General features: G+C 43.4%; 11 protein-coding genes. All 11 read right to left on the reverse strand.

The window, feature by feature from the left end:
- Positions 1-54: 54 nt before the first annotated feature.
- The 11 genes from LH29_RS12275 to LH29_RS12325 all read right to left on the reverse strand — a co-directional run bounded on the left by LH29_RS12275 (position 55) and on the right by LH29_RS12325 (position 19,342).
- Positions 55-1,671 (reverse strand): alpha-L-fucosidase, encoded by a 1,617-nt coding sequence (locus LH29_RS12275; RefSeq protein ID WP_082063659.1) that lies wholly within the window; start codon positions 1,669-1,671, stop codon positions 55-57.
- A gap of 35 nt (positions 1,672-1,706) precedes the next feature.
- Positions 1,707-3,755 carry a beta-galactosidase gene (locus LH29_RS12280; protein ID WP_045030104.1) on the reverse strand — a complete coding sequence of 683 codons (2,049 nt, stop codon included), beginning with the start codon at positions 3,753-3,755 and terminating at the stop codon, positions 1,707-1,709.
- Positions 3,756-4,009: 254 nt separating this feature from the next.
- Positions 4,010-5,620 carry a glycoside hydrolase family 43 protein gene (locus tag LH29_RS12285; protein ID WP_052670861.1) on the reverse strand — a complete coding sequence of 537 codons (1,611 nt, stop codon included), beginning with the start codon at positions 5,618-5,620 and terminating at the stop codon, positions 4,010-4,012.
- Positions 5,621-5,647: 27 nt separating this feature from the next.
- Positions 5,648-7,567 (reverse strand): T9SS type A sorting domain-containing protein, encoded by a 1,920-nt coding sequence (locus tag LH29_RS12290; RefSeq protein ID WP_052670863.1) that lies wholly within the window; start codon positions 7,565-7,567, stop codon positions 5,648-5,650.
- A 219-nt stretch (positions 7,568-7,786) separates the two neighbouring features.
- Positions 7,787-9,142 carry an alpha-L-fucosidase gene (locus tag LH29_RS12295; RefSeq protein ID WP_052670864.1) on the reverse strand — a complete coding sequence of 452 codons (1,356 nt, stop codon included), beginning with the start codon at positions 9,140-9,142 and terminating at the stop codon, positions 7,787-7,789.
- Positions 9,143-9,173: 31 nt separating this feature from the next.
- Positions 9,174-10,346, reverse strand: coding sequence for a sialate O-acetylesterase (locus tag LH29_RS12300; protein WP_198152436.1), 1,173 nt, complete (start codon positions 10,344-10,346; stop codon positions 9,174-9,176).
- Between the two features lie 93 nt (positions 10,347-10,439).
- Positions 10,440-12,386 (reverse strand): sialate O-acetylesterase, encoded by a 1,947-nt coding sequence (locus LH29_RS12305; protein WP_045030106.1) that lies wholly within the window; start codon positions 12,384-12,386, stop codon positions 10,440-10,442.
- 12 nt (positions 12,387-12,398) lie between these two features.
- Positions 12,399-14,300, reverse strand: a complete 1,902-nt coding sequence (locus LH29_RS12310; RefSeq protein WP_198152437.1) for a glycoside hydrolase family 97 protein — start codon at positions 14,298-14,300, stop codon at positions 12,399-12,401.
- A gap of 256 nt (positions 14,301-14,556) precedes the next feature.
- Positions 14,557-16,044, reverse strand: coding sequence for a cellulase family glycosylhydrolase (locus LH29_RS12315; protein ID WP_082063666.1), 1,488 nt, complete (start codon positions 16,042-16,044; stop codon positions 14,557-14,559).
- A gap of 119 nt (positions 16,045-16,163) precedes the next feature.
- Entirely contained in the window at positions 16,164-17,723 is a 1,560-nt protein-coding gene (locus tag LH29_RS12320) for a glycan-binding surface protein (RefSeq protein WP_045030110.1), read from the reverse strand.
- 23 nt (positions 17,724-17,746) lie between these two features.
- Positions 17,747-19,342, reverse strand: a complete 1,596-nt coding sequence (locus LH29_RS12325) for a RagB/SusD family nutrient uptake outer membrane protein (protein ID WP_045030112.1) — start codon at positions 19,340-19,342, stop codon at positions 17,747-17,749.
- Between the last annotated feature and the right edge of the window lie 4 nt (positions 19,343-19,346).

Here is a 19,346-nt window from a genome sequence, read left to right on the forward strand (position 1 = left end):
AATTACCTGGTGCTTTTTACAGTACATAAATCACCGGCAACTAAACGATTTGTGTTATTCAATAAAAATTTTGAAGACAACAGCGATGTCATTAGGAATTGTTTTTGATTTTTCGATAACCAGCGATTCTGAGTTTTGATTCCACTTTAGTTTTTCATCGCTTCCCAGCATTTCTATTTTTTTGATTTTCAAATCGCAATTAGCAAGCGCTAATGATTTTATATTTATTGTTTCTGAGGGAACTCCAAGTATCGTCGCGTAAAGAATGTCACCTTTTTGATTAAAGCGGATGTCCTTAGCAGTCATCTGAACTTTTCCCTCGTTGAATCCCTGTTCCTTCATAGGGTTGACCTCTTCAACAGACGGCCCCTCACCAAACACAATCCACGGACGGGTATCAAAAATACTCTCCTTGTTCACTTCCATCCAGGCAGCAATTCCTTCAAGAACGGCTACTTCTCTGCTGTCAATAGAACCATCGCCGCGAACCGGTATATTCAGTAACAAGTTACCGTTTTTACTAACGATGTCCACCAGTGTGCGGATAACAGTTACAGCCGATTTATAGGCATCGTCATCGTAGCGCCAGCGGCTGTAATGCCAATCGCCAATACAGGTGCAGGTTTGCCAGGCCAAATCCTGCCCTTTATCGGGGGCACCACGCTCAACATCCCATACCATGCACTTTTTCTGTTCGTCAGTCAAAATCTTCCCGAACAAAACGGCCTCCAGTTTGCCATTATGAGTTGCCATGTTGTGGTTGTAATAATGCGCCGCCAGCTTCAAGCCGGCATCGCTAACAGGATAAAGAGGAAGAGCGGTGTCATCAAAATAAATCAGGTCCGGATTATACTTGTTAATCAAATCCATCGTACGATTGTAGAAATTCTGGCAGTATTCCTTTGAAGGCGGAGTAATAACACCTTTCTGCCATTCCCAGCCCCAGCCTTTACTCATCTCGTGGTTTTGGGCGTACAGTTCCTGAGGGTCGAGTCCTTCCCACCAGGTACCTTTTCCATCTGCTTTGGTTAACTTACCATCATAAGATACCCCTTTGTACTGCCCGGTCGTATCGGCTCCCTGGGCAGTTTCGTAAAACGTCCAGGCATGGGATGCATGAACACTGATACCGAAAGGAAGTTGGTATTTCTTGGCAGCTTTGGCCCATCCCGTCATTATATCTTTTTTTGGTCCCACACGTACCGAATTCCATTCCTGGTACTTGCTGTCCCACAAATCAAGGTTATCGTGATGGTTAGCCATAGCAAAAAAGTATTGGGCACCGGCACGCTTGTACAAGGCAACTAATTTCTCAGGGTTCCAGTTCTCGGCTTTCCAGTCGTGTATAACATCTTTAAAACCCACTTCCGAAGGATGTCCGTAATGTTCAACATGCCACTTGTAGTAGTCTGAGCCTTCATCATACATACCGCGAGCATACCAATCGCCACGTTCCGGCTGACACTGAGGCCCCCAATGCGCCCAAATACCAAACTTGGCGTTGCGGAACCATTCGGGAACTTCGTATTGACTGAGCGATTCCCAGGTAGGTTCAAACTTGCCTTGTTCAACAGGTTCATTGTCCTCGTTCACCGGAGAAATATAGGTCTCCTGTGCAAATAAAGAAAAACAACACAGAAGGTAAATAGCAGTAAAAAATATCGTTTTCATCTGTATAAGTTTGTAATTTTATTTCAACCAATAGATCATTTTACCTCAATAAATTCGGGTTCGTAAGGGGCAATGGTAAAGTTGCCCGTGTACTCTTTATCAAAAAGAAGACTCTTCGACTTGCCGTTCATTTGAATTTCTTTGGGTTCGCCGCTGACGTTTAGGTACAAAAAATGGTTCTTATCTATTTGCCGCGCCATGATGCCTGCCGGAACGACGGGTCCTTTTTCAATGCCAAGTTCTATTATCAGGTCGTCGAGCAAAGCACCAAGCACTTCGCCTTTTGCCGGCAAACCGATGTAAATTGCCCGGCCTTTGCCGTATTTATTCACCGTCATTATCGGGTAATCTTTGTCCAGGCTGGTCAGTCTCCCGATAACTTCAGCGCCTTTTAAATCAATTAAATCGAAGCGTGCTGTCTCGGTATCAAGCGGCTTTCCGTTGTACACAAACTCAAGTTTCTGTCCTTTGTAAGCTTTTCTTGAGATTTCGTTCATGGACTCTGTTTCTTCATAGCCGCCCAGGCGTATACCAAAAACATCATTCAGCATTCCCGGCCGGGTTGTTACAAAAACCTGTCCGCTTGTATCAACAATCGCCGAGTTGCTGGTCATTATTATCGTCCCGCCATCTTTCACATAGGTCCTTATTTTAGCTGCGGTAATTGTATCCATCACCGTAACTCCGGGAACTATTAATAATTTATAATCCAACTTACTCTTGCTTATCTCAAGCACCCGCGAATCCATGTTGCGCCGATAAAACAGGTTCCAACAGGCTTGCAATTGACTATCATGTTGTTCAGGAAAAGAATTGCTTGCTATCTGACCAGGAAACGAAAAAGCCAGTCCCACCTCTGCTTTTAGTTGATAAGGAAAGAATTTTTCAATTTTTTTGAATTCAGAGGCAATCTGCATGTATTCGTCGTATTTGCGGTTAGGCATACCATCCCAGTCTAACATGCCTTGAAGGTACTGTTCTTCTCCCGCCCACATGCTTTGCCAGGTCCACCCACAAACCATTTGGTTACCATACAGCAGGGTGGCATAAGCCGATTTTCGGATGGAATTGGGAACTGCGGTCATTGTAGTGGATTCGTTGCACCAGAATGGGTTCGTGCTTTCAAACTGAATTCTGGAAATTCCGAACAAGGCTCCCATCACGCCCCAGTTGGAGGTTAACGAATTTCCGGGGTAAAAACCGCAACCTTGGCGGGTCATCTTTCCCGAATAGGCAATTTCCGAATAATCAATGTACTTCATCTGGCTGTAGTACCAGGCATTAGTATTGGTGAGGGCATTGGGGGCGTTGGTATTCACCACTTCGAGAACTTTAAACAGGATACCATTAACCTCATCTGATACAAAACGGCGGAAGTCGAGGATTTTTTCGGGAGCCCCGTTTTTGGCTCCTTCAGCGGGCAAGCCCACTTCATTGAACTGATTCAAGCGGCGCGACCAACGCTGGGTGGCCCAGGCACTGTTCAGCTTATCGATGTTACCGTACCGCTCTTTCAACCAATCAATGAAACGTTGACGAACAGTTTCGGAGTATGAAATTGGGCCGTCCCCCGATTCATTATCGATTCCGAAGGCCAGCAAAGCAGGATGCCCGGCGTAGTGTTTAGTAAGCACATCGGTATAACGCAAAGCATATTCCTGGTAGTTTGGGTCGCCCACATCGTCCATATAACGGTGGTTCGGATAACGAACATTCCCGTTAGCATCAACCACATCAATCGACGGAAATTTTTGGTGCAACCAGATTGGTGCAGGCCGAATGGCGATATCGAGAATGACCTTTATCCCGGCCTCGTTCATCAAATCCATCACTTTATCAAACCAGGCAAAGTCGAACTGCCCTTCCGCGGGTTCGTAAACGTCCCAGGCCAGATGGCCCATCCGTACACAGGTAAACCCGGCTGCTTTCATCAGCTCAATATCGTTTTTTATCTTTTCGATGTTTTTATCATCGTGCGGATGGTAATTGGCCCCGACATACAGCTGGGCATTTCCGCGAACAACGCAAAAAAGCGACACAACAAGTATTAAACTTTTAATTCCAACCAGGTTTCTAATTTTCATACGTATGTTTTTTAATTTAAAAAACTCACAACGACTTCATTTCCGTTATATTTAACCGGCTTATCAGGAACAGGCGATAATTCTTTTTCTGTTGCAAATTTTTCCTCTCTCATTCTGCTCCAGATATCCAGATTAAAGAGGCCATTCATTAAATTCTTTCGACCTTAAGAACGGCCTCTCATTTTCTGCTTACATCTAATAAACTAGCTATTTACCAAAACTTACCTAATCCCTTAGGTATTGTTCTTGAAAATTTATTTCTCAGACACAGTGAATATCCTTTTCGGGTTCGCTTCATAATCAAACCAATCAAAATCGGCAGGATTGGTGTTGGCACTTCCATTACCCGATGCATACATTCCGATAAAAACACCAATGAATCCGTGAATTTTTTCGTTCGATAATTCCTTTGTGGCAGCCGTTCCAAGTAATATCGCTTCTTTGCCTTTGGGCTGCACCCAAAATTTGTATTCCAATTCGGTTGCACTGATTTTCAGAATAACATCATCTTTTGATATTTCCTTAAATTCTTCGCTTTCGACTTTATCCTGAAGATACTTTCGGTAAAGCACCACCCGTTTCCCTTCGCGTTGTGTAACTACCAGGCTAAAATGGTTGGCATCGTTGCCGCGTACCACCAGGCCGGCTTCTTCATTATCGGCTTCAGGAGTGAAGCTCAATTTTGTAGAAGCTACCATGTTAAAATCGGGTTGTCTGCGCCCAATAAAGGCAGGCGAATCTTTTTCTTTCAAGCTCACTTTTGAACCGTTTAGCCTTAAGTAGCCAGGCTTTTCTGTCAACGACCAGTCGGCTTCGTAAGGATTGCGAAGAAAATTCCATTGCAAGCCAAGCGTCGTACTGTTGAAATCATCACGAACAGGTTCCTTTTCCCATTTGTGTTCAGGAAGATTTGGAGCAGGAAATTCTTCGAGCATAACGCCATTATCGCCACCAATGGGCCAGCCATCATCTGTCCATTTTACCGGTGCCAGATAAGTTTCACGCCCCAAGTGTTGAAACCGTCCACCCTTCGGCCTGATTCCTAAACATACCAGCCACCACGAGCCATCCTGCAGTTGTAGTAAATCGGCATGGCCAATAGCCTGAAACGGACTTTCAGGATGATTCATATTTGAGATTACAGGATTGTACGGACTCGGTTCAAACGGCCCGTATGGTGATTTGCTTCGTTGAATAACTTCACGGTGCTCGTAACCTGTGCCACCTTCTGCCGACATCAGGTAATAATATTCGCCAATTTTATACATGTGTGGCCCCTCGGGCGACGAGCCTCCCTGACCTTTAGCCACCTGTTGTAAAGGCTTAATAAACTTTTTTTGAACCGGATCAAAAGTTCCTACACTAAATCCGCCTTTATGGTCGGGACTTATCCAATACATGCTGTCGTTGGCAAACATCATTGACGGATCAACATACCAATTACCAATCCAAACCGGATCGGACCATGGACCTGCCGGGTTTGTAGCCGTAACATAAAACACACCCTGTGTACCCTTACCGCCATAATTGGTACACGAAATATAGAAGGTGCCATCGTGGTAGCGAAGTGCCGGTGCATAATTTCCCCCGGAAGAACCGGCTCCTTCCATCGGGCAATTGCCTGGTCTGTCTAAGGCATATCCAATCATTTTCCAGTGAACCAGATCTTTGCTGTGATAAACCGGCAGGCCGGGATAAAATTCAAAAGTGGAAGTTACCAGGTAAAAATCATTACCTACACGGCAAATACTTGGATCGGGATTCATACCTGTAATTACAGGATTTTTATAGGTTTTTTGGCCGATAACGTTCCCTGCACATGTAGCGAGAAAGAACCCAAATAATAATAGTTGTTTTATTTTCATAATTATTTTATACTTATTGATTATAGTTTATTTACTAAGAATCATTTTTCGTGTTGTCGCACTGTTTCCGATCTTCAGTTGATAGAAGTACAGCCCGGCGGGCAATAGACTTCCGTCAAAATCAACCTGATGTGTTCCGGAAGGCAATTCCTTGCTTATTAGAGTTGATATTTTCTTTCCTGAATAATCAAAAACATCCAACACTACCAACGCATTTAATGAAGTTCGGAATTGTATGGTTGTAATATCGGTGAATGGATTGGGAAAATTCGTCAGATCCGATCCGTTTTTCAGCTCACTTGCAACCGATGTTGGGTATAGCAGATTGTCACCTGCTTCAATCATAATAAACTGAACCGAGCGCGCGGGAACCTCTAGTTTTATAGAACTCCCTATTGAAAAAGCGTTTGCAGGAATAGTCTCAAGTGTCTCACGAGGTCCCCATTGTGTCCCCGTTGTTCGCTCATCATTGACGGTTACATACATCGAAAAATCGCCATTATCAGTACCTCCGGTTAAAGAGTAATTATAATACTGATCTCCGACACCAATCTTCAGTGGATCTATTTTTACAACTTGTGCAGTTTTCCCTTTATTTACAAGTACAATCCCGGTTTCGCCAGAAGCAAATTTAGAGGCATAGGCCAAAATTGTGGTGTTATCTGATGTGGCATTAATTACATGATCGCCGGTAAATTTTTGGGTATAATACGCATAATAGAAATCAGGCCGTGGCTGCCACCTTAAACTTACATCATCGCCCTGATAAAACATACCATCTTCGCCTGAGGCGAGTAGCCACCTGGCACCCAACCCAAAATTATTCTTAATCAATTCATTATAGAGAATGGTAGCCTGCATTCCATTGATATAGGAATGCCCCATCGTAGGATTGGCGCTATTACTGTTTATATTATATTCGGTTATTGCCACTGGTTTTTGGAACGCGTTATTATTCATAATGTCTTGCTGAATAAAGTCGATGTTTTTCCGGGGTTCTGTTGATGCAGCCATCAATAAATTATCCGCATTTGCATCACTTCCAAAATAGTTATGCATTACATAGAAATCTGCGCCATCGCCAATTTCGCTAAACACTCCTTCATTCCATGTCCCATCCACCGAATTCCAGCTCGTTGTACCATCAAAATGCAAAACCTGTGCACCAATATATATTGTTGCGCCCACCTCGGCCGCTGCGGCTCTCATCGAATCGGCAAAAACCCTGAAATGCCGGCCATAAAGCTGGCCGGAAATAATTTCAGGCTGCCCGTCTTTATTGGTATTTGTATCAATTTTCCACCCGGCTTCCCACGGCCCGGCATTTTCGTTTCCAATTTCCCAGAATTTCGTGCGGCCGTTATCATAGCGCACCCATTGGGCAGCCAAATGGGCAGCCTGCGCTACCGGATTATCGCTCAACCCGTAACGGGCATAACCATAGTTGATAGTAATGAGCCCCTGCGAGCCGGTTTGCTCACGTAATTTATAATAGTTCCCGGTTGTGGTGGGCCAGTCATTTTTTCCTGAAATGGCATAAAACTTTACTCTTTCTCCCGATGAATCATAGGCAGAATCCGGGATATCGGAAGGAGCACCATCCCAGAAAAAGATATTAGACCAACTTCCTCCCGGAAAACGTATTAAAGAAGGATTCAACAGCTGGGTATTTTCCACAAACGTGGGATTATCGGTGTTATTTCCCATCCAAACAGCTATGGCATTTCCAAAAACATAGTTGGAAATTTTGCCCAGTGTATCGGCTGATAAAGTAACTGTAACAGTTGGCGAATTTACCGTTTTGCTTGCCGCTACCGAGCCTGGGATTGTAGCGTTTTTAGGCGTAAAGTCTTCTAAAAAACAATTCGTTTCCTGTGCCAAAAGCGATGTTGTACAAAAGATCACAGAACACAATGATGCTATAATTTTAAGTTTAGCGTTTTTCATGTTTTTATATTTTAAGCAGCAAGACCGACTTCAGAAGTCAGAAGACAGAAGTGATTTAATGATTCTTCCGAATACTGACGTAATGCCGGGATTCTTATTCACTTATCGATTTAGTACTTTAAATTTTCATTCTTCTTGTTCTGAATGTACAGGTTAGTCTGTAAATTAATTCCAGACGGCATGCAGCCAACACAACAATAGAACCAGCTTCTATTATCTCTAAAAGACAGTAGCTTCCGGCAATCCTGCTACCTCCAAAACTACAACCGAATCGTTGTCGTTCGGGGTATTGGCAGGTAACGAAATCCTTATACTCCCATTTTCAAAGGAAGAATCAAGCGCCTTTCCGGGCTCATTCATCAGGTAAATTTTTGTTATGGAGTTTTTGATTGCCGGTATCGAAAGCATTCCTTCCTGAGGCCATGAAAAAACATGGACAAATAATTTGCCTTCTTTTTTAGTATAAAAACCCCACTCGGGTTCAGCCGCAAACGGGCTGCGTGTTGTACCATAAATACTTTCTCCGTAGGTATCCATCCATTCTCCGATTGCCTTTAAGGTATCGGCCGTTTGTTCCGGTACTGTCCCGTCGCCCTTCGGGCCAATGTTTAGCAAGTAATTTCCATCCCGGGAAACCACTTTCACCAATTCTCTAACCAGGTATTTGGTCGATTTATAGTCATTATCGTTTTTATTGTAGCCCCAGGTTCGGTTCATCGTTTGGCAAGTCTCCCACTGGCGGCTCCGCGGTACATCAGGTACTTCCTGTTCGGGGCATTCGTAATCCCCCAGACCAAAACTGCGGCAAACACGTTCGTTAACTACCAGATTAGAATCAAGGCCGGTTAAGTAATTATATAAGTCTATTCCGTCGGCTTTTGTCCACCATTTTTCAGGGCTTGGTTCTCCGGCATTGTAGGTCCAGTCGCCATCAAACCAAAGAGAAGCGGGATGATAACGATCAATCAACTCCCTGAGCTGCGCTTTCATATCGCGAATGTAGGCTGTTCGTTCCGAATCCGATTTCATGGTTGAAAAAGTAGAGCCATTCACGTGGTTAATCTCCTGCGAAGAATGACCCCAGTCAAGAATTGAATAATAGAGACAAAATTTAATCCCGTTGTCATCACAGGCTCTTTTCAGTTCCATTAGCACATCCCGTTCTCCGAATGATGTAAAACGTGGCAGGCTATACATCTTATCTCCTGTAACATCTTTAAAACTTTTCACTTTGGTATCCCACATACTAAATCCTTCATGATGTTTGGCCGTGATAACAAGGTACTTCATACCGGCAGCTTTTGCCAGTTGAACAATTTCGCGGGCATCGAACTCCGACGGGTTAAAATGAGGCGAGACTTGCTGCTGATAATCGGTTTTTTCCCAGTTTTCGATACTGAATGCCCATTCGCCATGCGCCAAATACGAATAACTACCAAAGTGGATAAACATACCAAAACGGTCGTTGTACCACCATTTTAACTTCTCAGGAATTTGATACTGGGCATTTGCCCTAAACAACGGATTTAAAAGCAACACCATTATCCACAACAACAAAACAGAATTTCTTTTCATAACTTCTAATTAAAACTTCAACCTCTTTTTGTTATTCATTTACATCAACTCCCAATATTGAAAGCATCTCTATACCGTATCGTTTACCTAATTCCCGGTATCCTTCTGAATCAAAATGTGCAGCATCCTGCCCGGTACAACCATCGGAAGAAATTACATGTGCGGTTGGAATTATATCAGGCAGAGTACCTATTATCGGATTCATTGATGAGCAGCAATTTCCCTCACCAGAGAATAATTCACCTGCTAAAAGAGGAACCGAACCGGCATCTAAGTCAAGATCAGTTAACATGTCGGTATAAATTTTCTTTACATAAGTCGGCCACTGTTCCTGTCCGGTATTTGTTTCTCCCTGGTGCAAAAGAATACCTTTAACAACACCATCCTTTTGCGCCAGCTTTGCCTGGTTGATTAAATATTGATAGGGATTTCCATCATAGCCAATTACCTGAGAAGTAAACCAGTCGTCTGTAGATGTAGAATCGTAATCCATGTACAAATCCTTGTCAAACAGCCTGATGTCGCATCCGGCAACAGAAACATTGATAATCCCCACAGTAATGCTGTCGGGCAAATTGGCAACCAATGTTCGTCCGAAATAATCGGCAGGCGAAAGGCCCGAGCCACATTGACAAGTAGGCGGCACAGCAGTGTACCATGTTGCTTTTTCCCTGTTCAGATTGTCGCAATCCAATGCCTGAAACAACTTGAAACGGCTGTCAACGGTCAAATCCTGGCTTTCAATTGCTGCGGCACCATGCATATTCGATTGTCCGAAACAAAGGAAAATGTAAAAATTGTGATCCTGCGCAACGGGCTCAATCGGGGAATCCTGCGAATCCTGCGAAACCGTAATCCGTCTGTCCTGCCCATTTTGCGAGGAAACTTTCAATACGCCGGAACGTGTTGAACCGGTATGATTAAGGTCGGCTGTCAACTGAATTTCAGTACTGCCGCTACCACCACTTGTTTTATTTAACTCCAACCAGGAAAAAGCAGAATTGGCAATACTCCATTGGTCGTTGCCGGTTACTGTTATATTCGAAGCTCCCCCCTCAGCCGGTAACGAAACCGATGTTGTGGAAACATCCAGGATAGGTTTGATATCCTCATCATTTCCACATGATGAAAGAATGGTGCACCCCAAAAGCAGTGCTAACATTAGTTTTCCATACAATTTGTGGCGAATCCTGTTATTTTTCATTTCAATATAAATTTCAATTTGTTCATTTTAACACAAACCCTAATCGTTTAAATAGCAGATTTATGCGATAACTTATCTTATTGGTCACCAATTCTATTTTTGGGTTATTCCTTTCCAATCGTCGGTTCTGAAAGGCACAGCCGGCAATCCCTCTGAATTCACCAGGTTGCATTCTGGATTATCGGCCCAGGCATAGCGCACCGCAACCGGTTCGGCAACCTCATCGGAATACACAACGATGTCATTTCCATCAATCTCTGCTTTTGCCCAATAGAACTTCCGGTCGTTGCCGGCAATTGCAAAGCCTGTTACTTTGTTTCCATCTTTTGTTAAGAGGGCTGAACCACCATTGTTAAAATGGATACGTATACGGCCTTCTTCTTTTTGAAAATCATGAAACATGGGTCCGGATGCTACACAATCTTGTTTATACACCATTTTATTGGCAATTAGTGCCAGCCTCCGACCTACTTCCTGTTTGTTTCCAGGGTGAATATTATTGTCTTCACCAAGATCGATAGCACAAGCCATTCCGGTATTGGGTTGCGTTAGTGTCAGTGTTTGTGCTTCTCTCAGTTCGGCCCATTCACTTTCTGAAGGCAGCGTTTTTCGTTCCATGTAATTAGCCAGTTGAACAAATAAAAACGGGAGATTTCCCTGCTGCCAACGCTGCCTCCAGTCTTTAATTAACATGGGAAATAATTCGCGATAATTGTAGGCTCCCGCTGCATTCGATTCGCCCTGGTACCAGATGTAACCTTTTATGCCATATGGAATTAGCGGATTTATCATGGAATTAAAAAGCACAGTAGGATAATACTGGTAGTTGAGTATTTTCGGGAAAGAAGGTTCAAGGTCTTTCTTGTATAACCAGTTCCCGGCTAAAGAAATGCTGGAATTCCCATCAGTAATATAAAGCTCATCAGCCGGTGGGTTTAAACCACCACCGCCCCAAAGCATGGCAACTCGCACTGCAATTGTATTTTCTTCAGTTTGTTGCACCCAACCGGCCGGAATCGTATAAGAATGAGTAGAATCGGAATACCAAACGTTTTTGCAAATCTCCTTACCGTTAAAATAAAACGAATAGTTCATTTCCGGATGACCAAGGCTAACTGTCAGATCTTTTCCTGCAAAGGATTCAGGCAACGATATTCTTTTCCGCAGCCAAACCATGCCCTCATAACTGCCAATCCCGAAATCTTTCAGCACATTGGGCATTTCAATTTCTGCCCAGTCGGCATCATCATAATCTGTAGCAGTAAAAATCTTGTCGGCATTATTTTGCGGGTTATATACAATATCCCAAATACGCACCCAACTCAGACTGTCGGCAACAAGGTCTTCGCGATCTAAAGTAAGGGTATCCGTTGCCAGTGTATTTTCCCGGGTAATGGGCGATGTTAGCAGCATCTCCCTACTGGTCCAGGCTTCAATCGGTGTGCCGCCCCAGGTACTTTGAATAATTCCTACCGGAACGTTTTGATCCTGATGAATTTTGCGGGCAAAAAAGTAAGCAACTGCCGAAAACTCCTTTACACTGGAAGAATCGCAGACTTCCCACTTGCCGGATGCAATATCTGGCTGAAGCTTTATTTCTTTACTGTGATCGACAACAAAAAAACGTACCTGCGGAAAATTGGCGTTGGCAATTTCCTTGCCTGCATCTTTGGCCTGCTGTACCTGCCATTCCATATTCGATTGCCCGGATGCCAACCAAACATCGCCAATAAGTATTTCATCCAATACTATCGCCTCGTTTGGTTTGTCTTTTTCATAAATTTTAAGCGTATATGGGCCGCCGGCTTTGAACTTCGGAAAATGAAGCATCCATTTCCCGTCGTTATCTGCTTTTGTTGTCGCTTTGGCATTTCCGAGTTCTGCAATTATCAGTGCTCCCGGAGTTGATTTTCCCCACAATGGAATTTTAATATCTCTCTGTAGTACCATGCCGTCGCCAAATACTTTTGGCAAGGATATTTGCGCAGAAACCGCCGCAACAAATAAACAAAACAGAATACTTAAAACAATTTTTCTCATGGATGTAATCTGTTACAATTTTTCAAATCGTGCCGCCCAGCCGCCACCGGGTGCCAGATTTATTTCAATTTCATCGATGTTAGAAACCATTTTAATCTCACGTTTGTAGTCGGTGGCATCGCGGTCAGCATTCACCCCATCGCTAAATATTACGGCATTGTATTTTCCTTCAGGTAAAAACGACAGATCAATAGTCAGCGACCGGCTGTCCCAATTGGTCATTGCACCAACATACCAGTCATCACCTTTACGGCGGGCAATAGCGATGCATTCAGATACTTTCGCATCACATACAACGGTTTGATCGAATACAGTTGGTGTTTTGGCAATAAACCTTGCACACTCCGACTCTTTTCGGTAGGCTGTCGGATTATCGGCCATCATTTGTAATGGTGCTTCAAACACCACGTACATAGCCAGTTGATGAACGCGGGTTCCCTGGCTCATCGGCATTGAATTGGAAGGGTAAAAATTGGCCTTTGTCACATTACGCATGGCACCAGGGGTATAATCCATCGGGCCGGTCATCATTCGCATAAACGGAAGAGTCACATCATAAGGCGGAACATTGTCGGTTGTCCATTTTACGTTTTCCATGCCTTTAACACCCTCAAAATTCAGCACGTTTGGCCATGTACGGTGTATGCCTGAAGGTTTCATGCCGTGATAATCGAGGATCATTTTATAGCCGGCGGCCATTTCGGCCAACTCGTAGCAAGAGTGCATTGCCGGTTGATCGTCGCGGTCAAAAAAATCAAGCTTAAATCCTCTAACACCCATTTCCGAATATTTGGCAAACGCCTGTTCTTTCACCTCATTAAATTCATGCCAGGCAGCCCAAAGGATGATATCCACATGCTTGTTTTTGGCATAGTCCAGAATTTCCTTCAGATCGATCTTATCCGATGTGGTCATCACATCGTGTCCATTGTACCAGCCTTCGTCAAGCACCACATATTCCACACCGTATTCCGAAGCGAAGTCGATGTAATATTTGTAGGTCGGGGTATTTATCCCTGCCCGAAAATCGACATGTGAAATGTTCCAGTCGTTCCACCAGTCCCATGCTACTTTGCCCGGTTTAATCCACGAGACATCGGCAATGCGGGATGGCGCTGCCAGCCGCTGCACCATATCATTGTCGGCCAATTCTTTGTCGTTATTGCTAAGGAAAACGATCCTCCATGGAAACTGGCGGGGAGCAGTTGTTTTAGCAATAAAATCCGCTCTTTGATCGACCATAAAATTAAGGTTGTTAAAACCACCTACGCGTTCCTTTAAGGGATATTTTGGGAAAATACCATGAACGCCAAATTTTACAGGGTCATTTATTTTGTAATACATCCCGGGATAATCTTCCAGGTCAGTTTCCATAAGCATGGCTTTTTTCTGGTTCCCCAAATCGACCAAAAGAGGCAGAATCGCCAACGAATCTGCCCTAAACTGAGACAAAGAAATAGGATCGTACATCGCTTCGAATGCCGATTCAAATGGGTCTCCTTCCCTCAAATCGCGCACATATGGTACCCAGGCTTTATGATCTGTTTTAAAGTTAAAATTGGCTTCTTCCTTAGTAATTACAATGCCTCCTTCTTTTGAAGAAAAGAAGCGATAGGCCACACCATCGTTGTAAGCCCTGAAAATGATGCCAAAGTCGCCTTTACAGGTTATTGTGAGCTGATTATAATTATCCGAGACCATTTCTTTACGGTAGTTGATGGCTTTAAATTCGGTGTTCATAGAACTTCGGTTGGCTGATTTTACCTTTACATTTCGGCCCAAAACCGTACCGTCTGACAATTGAAGCGAGATCGGTGACGGTGCCAATACAGTATCGCCGGCATTTATCAATGCCCAGGATAACCCGGCACCAGCCTGTATACTCAAAACAACCTGTTTATCAGGCGATTCCATTTGATAGATTTTCGGCTTGGTTGTAGCGTTGCAATTGAAAATAGAAAAAATTGCAAGCAAAAAAAAGGCAATGGAATAGGTTGTTGTTCTCATTATATATTCATGTTATTTCATTTCAAAAAGCGCAATTTATTTGAATCTTATGCTTTGAAATTGAAGACTTAAATTCATCGGTTTAGGGCTTCATATTGAAGATTGTACTACTTCAACTCTTTTTCAATATTATATTAATGTAAGGACTATATTAATTTGATTTTTATTGGTTTGCTCCAGCCATGATAGCATCAAGCGTCCGCTGGTCTTTTACGGTATAATCTGATCGATCAATTAAACCACCTGTGTCCCACCAGAACGGAATCAGACCATTTTCCAGTGCTTTTCCTGTTACATAAGTAATCCAGTGATCAACTGAATTGTTGTGCTTCTCCAGTTCTTTGGGAACATTATCGCTATTCCCCCTCCGGTAAGTGCCGTACTCGCCCAGAATTACCGGGATACCCTTATCTACAAACTTGCTTTTTGCCAAACGAAACGACTGATCTACTTCATCCTCTTCTCCGTATGTAGCATTGCGTTCCGGCTCAATATCAGAATGATAATCTTTACCCCAGTAATAAACCATTTTACCCCAACTTACGTCTTCAGTCAATATGCAAAATTGAGAAGGACTGTAAAAATGCACCTCAGCCATTAAACGCCCCTCTATCTCATCCGAAGGCATGTTCATCAGATCATTACTTTTTTCAATATTTGTACCTGGTCCCTGAACGACAAGCACCCTGTAGCTATTTCTTCCACCTGTAGAGCGGACTGCATTAATGAACGTTTGATGATACGTATGAAGAGCCTCCATCTCTTCTACTGTTTTGACAGCCGGTTCGTTGGCACTGGCAAACATCAGATGCTCATCAAAATCGCGCATTGCTGTTGCAATTTGCTCCCAATAAGCTTTTTGTTTGGCACTCACAGAGTCCACTTTTTCCGGTTTACAGTTGTGCTCAAGCCAACCACCATCATAATGGATATTCAGAAGTACGTACATATCGTTATTAACACAATAACCAACCACCTCTTTTACCCGGTTAAGCCATTCCGATTTTATGCGGGCTGTTTTATAATCTTCAATATGGATATTATCTCCAGCCCAAGAGTAATCCTTTCTCCAATCCCAGTCCCAGGCACAAGGGATTCGGATAGCGTTAAATCCTTGTTGTTTTACAGCTTTTACATAGTCCTCGGTGATGGCAGGATTACCCCACGCTGTTACTGCGGGAGCTTCCATGGTGTTGCCGATATTCCACCCCAGTTTAATTTTTGCTGCAAGCTCTGTTGCTGAACTACTCATACCTGTTGCATCGGGAGCCTGGGGCGATGTATTGTAAGAGGGAAATAACCGGCTTACCTGCAAAACTTTAACCCGGCGAGACTGTCCATTTGACGAGTTAATAACCAAGGTAGTTGAACGGGTTGCGCCGGTACTGTTAACCGTTGTTGACAATTCAATGGTACTGCTTCCACTATTCCCTGAAAGTTGACTTACCTGCAACCACGTCACAGAATTGCTTGTACTCCATGAGTCGTTCGCATCTATTATAATTGTTGCCTGCCCGCCTTCTGCTTCAAAATTTACCTCTCCTACAGAAACCGTTAGCACACTGTCCACCGGGTCGGTACCTTCGCAGGATACAAAAAACAGAACTACACTAAGAAAAACTAAAATTTTCTGATTTAATCTAAACATCATTTAACTATAAAAATTATTGAACAATTGAAGAATATAATCTGCCGGGCAGATACCCAACAGACTTACAAAATAAAGTTGTGGACAAACAGGAGTCTTCTGCCTGCCCACAACAAAAAATACTATCGTCGTACCACTCTGAAATTATCAAAAGCTGCTTCAAAATTTTCTGTAGTTGAAGTGCGATAGTTATGGAGATAAACTCTCATGTAAGTCTTTCCTGAGTCTGCATTTAGCAAATCCGATACTTTTGAGATAGAATCTCCTTCGCCGTCATTAAGACGGAACGCGGATAACGGAATACTAATAGTTTGCCACCCGTCAGTAGTAACAGCAACAGACTTAGTTGCGGATACTTTCCACGGTTCGTATCGTGCTATATAATTACTTGCACTTGCTGTTCTAAAACAAAGCGTACCTCCGCTCCATGGTTTCGTAACATTCATTTCAAATTTTAAGGCCCAATTGTCGCCTGAATCATCCAGGTTCTCTGTTGGTACCCATTGACCACCTCCGTCGTTAATAAGAATTTGATTTCCTCCCCAACCATCTAGATAACCATCTTCTCCGGCTTCCAAAGGAGCACTCTTATAAACCAGGTACATAGCACCGTAACCAACGCCATAATCAGAATTATAGGAAGGCCAACCCGAGTTAGGATCTGAGGCATAAATATTCACATCGCCGTTACCCCAGCCCCAACCGAAGTAGTCACCCCACTCCATATTGGCTAAAATGCCTACGCCACCAGAGTTGATGTATGCAATATCATTCACATTAAAGACAGTTGTAAATGAACCCGCCAGTGTTGTAATCTCAACCGGACCGCTTTGCGCCAATGCAGGAGAAACAAAGCTTAGAACAGACTCATCTTCCACTTGATAGTCGGTTATTTCGGTACCAGCAAAAGTAAGACTTTGAATTGCGGTAAAGTTAAACCCAAATAAATGAACCATATCTCCTTCAAAGGGCACCTCTAATGAAATATTTAATATTACCGGAGGACCAACAATTCTGATTGAGAAACTAGTTGCTCCAATGTCGGTGGTATAAGTAATGGTATTTGCCAATAAAGCATTGGAGCCCGATAAATCAGCAGGCACCTGCACAATGGCACTTGTGTCGGTATAAACCACCTTGCTTAAATCGGCAGCAATACCCTGGAACGCAATTTCGGTGGCATCCTTGAGGTTGTATCCAACAATATTGATTTCATCGCCGGGGTACAACACATTAACAACTGTATCATTTGGAGCAGCTTCACCGCTTCTCACGTGAGCAATCAGTGGGTCTCCTATAATGTTGATATTAAATGTAGCCATCCCCCCTTCACTGATTGCAGTTACGATATTAAGTTCATCAGCCGGAACTGATTCAAATGGGATATCAGGCAATTGTACTACAAGGCTTCCATCAGCAAAAAGCGCTGTGTTAATTGTAGCAGGTACAGAGCCAAAATTCACCTGAGTAACAGTGCTCAGGTTTTGTCCCAACAAAACGACCCATTGGCCGGTTTGTATCGTTGTTACAGCCGTATCGTTGGGAGAAGCTTCATAATTTATCACACCAGTAATAACCGGTGGTTCCATTTGTTCCTCCTGGCAAGCCGATCCAAATAAGATCACCACTGCTAAAAATAGTAGCTGCCAGTAATAGATGTAATTATTTTTTCTATTTTTCATTGTTGTTACTTTTTTCTTTTATACTAAAAATAAGGTACGGGGGCGTCTAACAACATTGGGTTAGCCGTTATTTCAGGTGATGGGATTGGGAGCCTGAATGAATTGGCTGTAGCCGGCGTAATAACGCCAAAAGGATTCTCCGGTTCCGCAACTCCGTCGTTATATTTGAAGGTAACACGCTCTCCTTCATTCAGAAGGCTGATCGCTTTCTGGGGGTTGTAGTATGAAAGGCTTACCAAATCACCCCAATATTGGCTTTCGGCAGCCAGCTCAATCCTTCGTTCTTTAAGCAGAATATCGGCATCAATCAAGTTTAACGGCTGAAGCCCCGCCCTTTCACGAACTTTATTAAAGTACATCAGCGCATCAGCATCTCCGGTTGAGCTGTTGTTACCCAGAATTGCTTCGGCGTAAACCAGGTAAACATCAGCAAGCCGCAGCAATGCGTTATGCTCGGCAGAAGAATATAAGGTCATAATTGGGACGTTGTTATCTTTTTTCGTTCCAATGATGTGTTTCTTTAGTCCGTTTTCGCCAGTAAAAGTATATCCGCCGGCGGCCGCGTTTAACTCCGGATAAAAATCGCCCTTAAACATAAAAGTTGCTTTGCGTCGGATTGTATCATCCTCTGAATATTGCAGAAACATATCATAGCTGGGCCTGATTCCAAACCAACCAGCCTGTCCGTCGGCAGAAATTTCAGTACCGCCCGGAGAATAAATTTGTAACATATTCCCGTGAAACCAATCACTGGTGGTGGGATCCCAACGCAAAGCAAACAGCGCTTCATCGTTGTAATTGTTCTTTGTTTTGAATAGATCCGCGTAATTTTCCATCAATTCCAGTCCACTGTTTTTACAAACATTGCCTGCATATACTTTGGCACTATCCAAAAGTGCCTGGTCACGATTTCCGATACTTTGCGGATCTAAACCTGACCATGATAAATAGACTTTAGCCAGCAACCCTTGTGCAGACCAAGAGGTAACTCTTCCGCGCTCCCAGTCTGAATCGACCGCCTCAGGAAGATTCTGCGCGGCAAATGTCAGGTCGTTTACAATAAACTGGTACACATCATTCACCAGGTTACGTGGAACCAAAGGCGAACTAATCAGTTCGGTATTGTCTTCGATGATTGGAACGTCGCCCCATAACAGCCCCAGGTTATAGTAAGCATATGCACGAATAAACCTGGCTTCGGCAAGGGCTGCATTTTTATCGGCTTCGGGAACAGATTCCGGTGTTTTTGCATTTATCGCATTTATGGTTGTATTACAATGAGCAATTACCTTGTACATGCCTCTCCAGTTGGCAATTACAGTTCCGTTAAGGCCTGTAACCGAGAAGGTATTGAGCTGAACAGCATCGTCATTATATCCGAGTACCATGTTTCCACTCATCACATCGCCTATGGTTAGATAACTGGTATAGGTATATTCGGCCCAGGGCGCACCGGCATATAAAGCAGCAGTTGCCAGTTTCAAATCAGATGTAGTTTGATAGAAGTTTTCCGTACTGATCTCTGATATTGGTGGGCGATCGAGAAAGTCCTTACTACAGGAGGCCAATAATCCGGCAAAAAGAAGCACCAGATAAAATATTTTTGATTTCAATTTCATAGCA

It is taken from the genome of Draconibacterium sediminis (assembly GCF_000949475.1).
In the GTDB taxonomy this organism is placed as follows: Bacteria; Bacteroidota; Bacteroidia; order Bacteroidales; family Prolixibacteraceae; genus Draconibacterium; species Draconibacterium sediminis.